This is a genomic window from Protofrankia sp. Cr1 (assembly GCF_963555865.1).
In the GTDB taxonomy this organism is placed as follows: domain Bacteria; phylum Actinomycetota; class Actinomycetes; order Frankiales; family Frankiaceae; genus Protofrankia.
On sequence record NZ_CAUVXO010000269.1, the window covers coordinates 1 to 6,714 of the forward strand.

Here is a 6,714-nt window from a genome sequence, read left to right on the forward strand (position 1 = left end):
ATCGGGAACATGCTGCAAAAGGGGGAGCTTGCGCTCAAGTACGTATCGGCATCCGAGACCGAGATAATCGAACATTTGATCGAATTTGGTGACACGGCTCGGAGAACGTTGGGCCTTCTTCCGCGAGGGGCCTACTTCGAGGCCGCGAGCCGCGATTGCTTGCTTGCGGCCCTATGGGAGGGCCGGCCTGTTGGCTATACCCTTTTTCGCCTTCCTCGGAACTTGATCACTTTGACCCACGTCTGCGTGCACCCCGACTTCCAAAGACGCGGCATCGCGGCGCGGCTGGTAGAGGATGTGAGCGCTCGGCACCGAGAACGCCTCGGGGTCCGGGCCAAGTGCCGGGATGACTACCCGAACATCAAGAGAGTCTGGCATGGTCTGGGGTTCACCGCAGCCAGTGCAACGCGGGGCCGTGGCAGAGATCAGGCTCCCATGACGATCTGGTGGCGGGACCATGGCCACCCTCACCTGTTCACTTCACTGGACGAGCCGCCGGCTCTGCGAGTTGCGATCGATATCAACATCCTGATGGACCTGCGGGCCGGTAGCGGGCAGCCACGGGCCGAGAGATCGCACGTGCTGTTGTCTCCCGAACTGTCCGGTCGTATCGAGCTCGTGGTCTCGCATGGACTCGAAAGAGATCTTGCTCGGCAGTCGGCCGATCGGCGTGAGCGGCTCCAAGCCGTTGCGTCCGATTTTCCTCGTCCTCAGGGACCGGAGGGCCTGGCAGATGATCTTTTTATTCGCCTTCTCGGGGCCATGAAGAAAGAAATTCCGAACTTTCCTGTGACGGAACAGGATATCGGCGATCTGTGGCAGGTGGTTGAGGCTGCTGCGGCTGGCGTGAGTGTCTTGCTCACGTGGGACGACAAGTTGCTTCAGGCTATCGCCCCTGTCGTACTCCGGATGGACGAGACTCCGGAGCTGGCGAGAATGCGCATTATCAACCCGGACTATCTTGTTATCCATTTGGACGAACTGACGCATGCTGCCGCCTACGAGCCAAAGGCGCTTGAAGGAGGCCGATTCAGCGTGGAGCTGGCTCGTTCCGACTCGGAGGCGATACTCATGTCGTTCCTCGACAGAGCCAAGGGGGAACCGCGCCGTGAGCTGCGGGACCGGCTACGGGGGCTCGCTCGGAGGGGTTACAAGCATTCAGTTGTCCGAGCGCCGGACGGCACGCCGGTGGCGTGTTACGCGCGAGTCGTCGACGACGAGGTGCTGCGTGTCTCCCTCTTCCGGGTCGCTGCTCATCCTGTGGCTGAGACAGTGGCCCGCTACCTACTCTGGTTTCTAAGGCGAACGGCGCGCGAGGCGCATGCCAAAGTCGTCGAAATCTCCGACCCCTACCTGTCTGACATCGCGGCACGTGCAGCCAGCTACGAATCCTACTGTCACGTCGGCGATCGTTGGTACGCATGGGTCATCGACCATGTCGGTCCTGGCATGACCGTCAGCGCGGCCGTCAACTCGGCATGCCAGCTGGTGGGGCTCGGTCCCGCACCGCTGATCGCTCCAAGGATGCCCGCTCAGATGACTGCACAATACGAGCGGACCTGGTGGCCCGTAAAGATCACAGATAGCAGCCTCCCGCACTTTGCGATCGCCATCCAGCCCAGATGGAGCGCCGACCTTCTCGGCGCACCCCCCACCCTGCTCCCACGCCCGGACGAACTGGCATTGGGCCGAGAGTTCGTCTACTATCGGAATGGCAGGAAGAGCGTCTTGGTCGCGCCCGCTCGTATTGTCTGGTATCTGAGCGGACATCAGGGCTCCGGGCCAGCGAGCTTCATTGGGACCTCCCTTCTCGATGCAATCGATACAGACACCCCAGATTCCTTGTATCCCATGTTGTCCCACTACGGGGTTTTCCGACTTTCAGATGTGCATGATGTAGCGGACAAGAACGGATTCGTTCAGGCGCTGCGACTGTCCGACATGGAGTTATTTTCCACTCCGGTATCTCGCTCCAGCTATCTCAGACTCCTCGAAAAGATGCCCGGTCCAAAAGCGATTCAGGCGCCTGTCAACATGCCGACAGCCACGTTTCGGGCAATTTATACACTTGGGATGTCCAATAGCGTGATGTAACTATCAAAGTTTCTAGGTTCGGCCGAACGATCATCGGTGGTTGCCGTAAGGTGGCTCGACATGAGGAGCACTGCGGAGCTACCTGCGGGAAGCGAGGCTCTGCGGCCATTGCTGTTATCACTCCGCCCGCGCTTCGCGCAAGCCATACTCGATGGCACCAAGACGGTCGAGCTGCGTCGTACTCGAGTATCAGCACCCGAAGGCACCTTGTTGATCTTGTATGCGAGTGCCCCTATCATGTCCGTCGTGGGAGTTGCCCGCCTGTCGGGTAGGGTATCCGATACTCCGAGTTGCATCTGGCAACGGTACGGCTCGCGCACGGGGCTGAGCCGGGACGAATATGATCGATATTTTGTAGGTTCCCGTATTGCCACTGCCGTCCTCATAGAAACCTCGCGTCCACTTATCCACGGCTTTACTCTTGCAAAGCTACGCGAGAGCCAGGCTGGTTTCCGACCCCCACAGAGCTTCCGTTACCTTTCGGAACGCGATCCTCAGCCGCTTCGCGGCCTGGCTCAGTTGCACGCGGAAGAAATGTGCGGCGCCGTTCAAACATTCAACCCGACCGTGGAGAGAACCAGCTGCCTCCACGGGCATGGCAAGGTCAAGTTGAGTGAAGCATTGCCGCCTGCGCTGTGAAACGCAAGCCCCGTTGCAGACTAAGTTGCCGATTCTCACACTGCCTCGTTCAGCGCGCCTCCGGCAGCGCCAACACCCTGGTTACGCTTGATCGACGATCTAGTCATCTTCGAAGCCGAACTGGTCGAATTTGAGGGTGCGGGCGTTCTCGGTCACGATCCGGACCTTGTCGTCACCGAAACCGTCCGGGCGCGTGGCGCGCACCTCGACGGTGACTTCGAGCTCGACGCCTTCCCCTGCGAGGTGTTGGATGAGGTAGGTCCCCGCACCGCTGAGTTGCCGGTTGAACCGCTGGCGGTGGAAGCTCGTCAGACCACCCGATGGGATCAGGCTGTCCAGGATGGAAAGATCATCAGCCTGGCATTTCCAGATCTTCACCGGACTACCCTATGTGTCAACCCGTTTCCCTTCCGTATCACGCTTCCTTGTATCTGCCGTGAGCCAGACTCCGAGCAATGCCCAGGGCTTCGGCAAGATCGCATAAAGTTATGATCAGTTGCACCGGCTGGCGGTGCCGGCGCCCGGTCTGGGTGCGTCCGTGCCGGGGTGCTTCGCGTCCGCCTTGCCCGGCTGACCGGCACATCGCCATGCACGGTAAACATCACGTGGGACCTTTTCCCCGGCGGTTCGAGAGTTGATCAAGAATCCCCGCAACGCACCATCGGCGTATGCAATTCTGGCACCGAATTGGCGGGATCCGGACAGGGCTTCGCACGAATCGATTGGAGTGCGCCGGACCGGTCGGGCACATCAACGCCCAGGTCACGGGCCTGGCGGCTCAGGGTCGATCATGTTGACAAGGCCGAAGCAAGGAGAATCAGCCTCGCGCCTTTGCTAGGCATCTAGACCGTTATGACCGTTCATTTTGCCGGCCTGATGGGTGTCCATCCATGTACAGATACTTGCGAGCGATGCAGATGGTATCAAGTTGATATGACCGTTTCGGTGGGTCGACGAAAGGGCGCATTCCGACGGTATATATCGGACCTAATCGGGGTTGATCGTGCATACGGTTCATGCAACACCCTGCCCAGTCCCCGGAGTTCGCTTCGACTGAGCTGACCGCCACGCCGGGCCGGACAGCCCTAACCAGCTGTCCGATCATCTGCTCGAAGTCGTGGCGGGCACCGGCGGGGTTGGCACGTACCCTGTACGTCTCGAAGTTGATGGGCGTCTCGCCAGCGGGCACCCCTGCGGATGACAGCCCGACCGCCGAGACGGTGTCCTGTAGCACCAGCCACCGCCTCCATCCGTCCGCGACGAGCCCTGCAGCCCGGCCAAGTCGCGCGGTTCCCGTGCGCCCTCGGGCAGGACGAACGTGAGCGTAGCGACACTGCGCCGTCGTGACGACCATGTTCCGGTTCTGTTCGCGACCCGCCGCCAGCTGTGACTACACGTGGCTTTACGGACACTATTGGCAAGATGGGTGGATGACGTCGAGGGTCGCCATAGTCGCGCCGGATCGGGTGCCCGAGATCTTCGCTGGCGGTTACGCGGATGCCTGCGCTGCGCTCGACCTGCCCGCCGTCGGTGATGGCTACGTGCTGCACCTGATTGCCTCGCCGGCCACGCGCTGGACCGTCGTCACGAGGGACGCTGGCCGGGTCAGCGCGGCGAGCGAGGACGGCTGGGTCGAGGTCGCGCCAGCTGGTGAGGGGCGGTGGGTGGATGTGCGGAATGGGTGGCCGGAGGAGTTCGATCCCGGCCCGCGCTGCCAGTTTTGCGGCGACCAGAATCCCGCCTGGACCTTCCCCAGCGTCGAGGTCGAGGTTCTCCTGGGAGCGCCGTCGTGGGGGGAGCACGAGGTGCTCGACGCGGAGGTCGGGGGCCGGACCGACTGGCACGCGTGCGACGCCTGCCGCGGACTGATCGACGCCGGTGATTGGGTGGGGCTCGTCGACCGCTACGGCGAGCTGGGCGCGCCGCCCGCCGTGCAGGCGGCCTGGCGACAGTTCTGGGCCCACCGAACACCGGCCCAGCCCGCGCCGGCCTTGCCGTGGACCGTGGTGCGGCGCCGACGGATCGCATACGCGATCCGCGCGCACTGGGACACCATCTTCGACCACGACGACCTGCCCGTGTTGGCGCCGACAGAGGCCCGCGACGCCGTCGCACAGCGGGTACTCGACGCGGCCCGCCGCTACCTACGCAGCCCACCGGCACGGACCGGCTGGGTCCGCTCCTACCCCACCTGCGGTACGGCGCGGCTGCTGTGCGTGGAGGGCGACGGGTGGAACCTCGTCGCCCGCACGGACGCGTCCGCCTACCTGCTCACCGACGCCCTACCGAACTTGATCGTGGCCGTCGATCGTGGCCCGCGGCTGCCCGCGCTCCTGTCGGGGCTTGATGCCATCGCGGAGCGGCGCGGCGTCGATGGGCGTCCAGACTCCGTTTCATGACCGCCTGGCCGCTGTGGGACCTGTTCCCGGAGGTGAGTTGGCCCCGGGGGGCCGATTCTTGGAGATCTGCGCCGGCCGGGCGCCTCGACGCGGTCTATGCGACCATCGGGCCGCGTTCGCCGCGTCCCTCGGGACAGGCGCAGCGAGGGGGACTCGATGGACGTCGCGGCGCCACGCCAGCACCTCGGCTGCGGTCGGTTCGCGCTCGTCGTTCGCGTCGTCCTGCGCCATGGGCCGCTCCGTGCGCCGATCTGTCTGCTCGTCGATCTGAGTCATACCTCCATCACGACAGTCGGCCGCTGAATTCGTTCCGAGCGCCGCGACGTCACCGACAACGCCAGTCGTCCTTCCGAACTAGAGTTCGACGTCGTGGTGTGGCGTGACGCCAACCGGCGGATGCCGCTTGGCCCGGCGGATCGCGGGCTGTCCTCGCCACGCCGCCCACCGAGGGCAAGCCGGTGCCGCATGTTCGCTGCCGGCGCCAGCCTGGCGCCCTGTGCGGCGGGAAGAGTCAGCTGGGTTGGCGGTGGGCTGATCGGAGATCAGCTTCCGACTGGTAGAAGTCCTCGAAGGCGCGGACTGTCGGGTCGTCACGAAATGCGGAGAGTCGGGCTCGCACGTGCTGGACGCGGTCAGAGGCGCGTGCTGATCCGGCGCGGGCGTCGAGACGGACGACGTGCTTGGCTTCCTCGACGGCCCGGTCGAGGTCGCTCATCTGCATGTATGCCTCGGAGAGCCAGGAGCGGTAGAGCGCCACCTCGCGGGCGTGGTCCTCGTCGTAGCGGGCTACCGCGTCGACCAGCAGCGGCTCGGCGCGCTCCGGTTGGCCGAGTTCCACGTAGCACCGGCCGGCCATCACGTGGATCTCGTTGTCGTCGAGCCAGTAGACCCAGGTCGGTTCGTCGTCGGGCCGTCGCTGGTCGTAGTGCCGCTCCACCGCGGCGAGCGCCTTCTCAGCGGCAGAGCGGTCACCGGCCTTGGCGCACGCCCAGGCGATGCACTCGTGCAGGAGCGCAAGGGTGGCCGGCGTCGCCGAGTCTCTCGCTCCGCGCAGGGCGGTCCGTGCGAGGAGGACGGCGGTGTGCGGGTCGCCCTGGTTGGCGAACTGGTAGCTCAACGTCGAGATCAGGTTCGCCGCGACCGGGGTGTTGCCGGCGGCGTGCGCCGCTCCCACGCCGTCGAGGTAGAAGCGCCGCGCCGTCTGGGTGTGGCCGGCGTCCATCGCGACCCACCCGGCGAGCTGGCACAGCTCCCCGACGGCGGACAGCAGGCGGCGTCCGAGGCGCTCGTCGTAGGTGGCGTCGCTGAGCACGGCTTTGGTGGCGGCAAGCTCACGCGCGACCAGGTCATGAAGATCCCTGCCGCCGATGAAGTCGTCCAAGCGGCGCAGCTGCGCGACCCGGCCCTCCACCTTGTGGGTGAACGCTTCCCCGATTCGCCTTCCCGCACAGGTCTCCACGACCTGCGGCGGCTCGGCCACCAGCCACTCGTGCGCGTACTGGAGCGCCGTGGCCGCGTTGATCGCCGCGGTCCCTTCGGCGCCGAGATCCGCCGCGATTTCCGCCCTGCGGTCGATCTCGGC

General features: G+C 64.6%; 4 protein-coding genes. 2 read left to right on the top strand and 2 right to left on the bottom strand.

From position 1 onward, the window contains the following. On the top strand, nt 1-2,094 hold a 2,094-nt coding region (locus U9980_RS18620; RefSeq protein WP_322769082.1), incomplete at its 5' end, for a GNAT family N-acetyltransferase. A 738-nt stretch (nt 2,095-2,832) separates the two neighbouring features. Here U9980_RS18620 and U9980_RS18625 read toward each other — a convergent pair. Continuing rightward, complete coding sequence (locus U9980_RS18625) at nt 2,833-3,111, bottom strand: hypothetical protein (RefSeq protein WP_322769083.1); 279 nt, start codon at nt 3,109-3,111, stop codon at nt 2,833-2,835. Nucleotides 3,112-4,163: 1,052 nt separating this feature from the next. Here U9980_RS18625 and U9980_RS18630 point away from each other — a divergent pair. After that, on the top strand, nt 4,164-5,132 hold the full coding sequence (locus U9980_RS18630; protein WP_322769084.1) for a hypothetical protein: 969 nt from the start codon (nt 4,164-4,166) through the stop codon (nt 5,130-5,132). 511 nt (nt 5,133-5,643) lie between these two features. Here the strand turns inward: U9980_RS18630 and U9980_RS18635 are convergent. Next, a partial coding sequence (locus U9980_RS18635; RefSeq protein WP_322769085.1) for a hypothetical protein occupies nt 5,644-6,714 on the bottom strand: 1,071 nt, incomplete at its 5' end.